1 pseudogene is annotated in these 536 nt (G+C 30.4%); it reads right to left on the bottom strand.

Annotated features, from left to right (window positions below):
• Nucleotides 1–536: pseudogene (locus L8V85_RS08345) on the bottom strand (methyl-accepting chemotaxis protein); the annotation flags it as partial.

The raw sequence follows: 536 nt of genomic DNA, 5'->3' as shown, positions 1-536 counted from the left end.
ACCTATTATAGAAGTAACATTTTTAATCTCTTCACTTTGAGCAATAACTTCACTAGTTTTATGAGATACATTTTGCATAGAAGAAGTAATCTCTTCTAATGCTGCTGCTGTTTCTTCTAAAGAAGAAGCTTGAGAAGATGAAGAATCTGTTAAGTCTTTAACAGCACTTTGTAATTTACCACTCTCATCTGCTAATAAAGAAGCAAATTCAGATGATTGTCTTAGCATAGCTACTATTTCTTGACCTAATACATTAGTAGTTACTTCAACTCCACCTTTAGCATTTTTAACTTCAGTAGTAAAGTCTAATGCCTTATAGCTATCAAATACTCTATTGATTTCATTCATATTAGAACCAACTTTTGCTTGTAATACATCAAGCATATCATTTAATACATTTTTTAATTCTATTAATTGAGGATTAGCAGGAATTGCTGTTATTCTTGCTGTTAGATTACCACCTTCTATTTCTTTAGCTGTATCAACTGATTGTTCTACTGCTTTAGCATCTTGTTCTAATGCATTTTTAGTTTTAG

Origin of the sequence: Campylobacter sp. IFREMER_LSEM_CL2090 (assembly GCF_025771865.1) — a bacterium.
GTDB classification, from domain to species: Bacteria; Campylobacterota; Campylobacteria; order Campylobacterales; family Campylobacteraceae; genus Campylobacter_D; species Campylobacter_D lari_D.
This window is presented reverse-complemented; position numbering and strand designations above follow the sequence as displayed.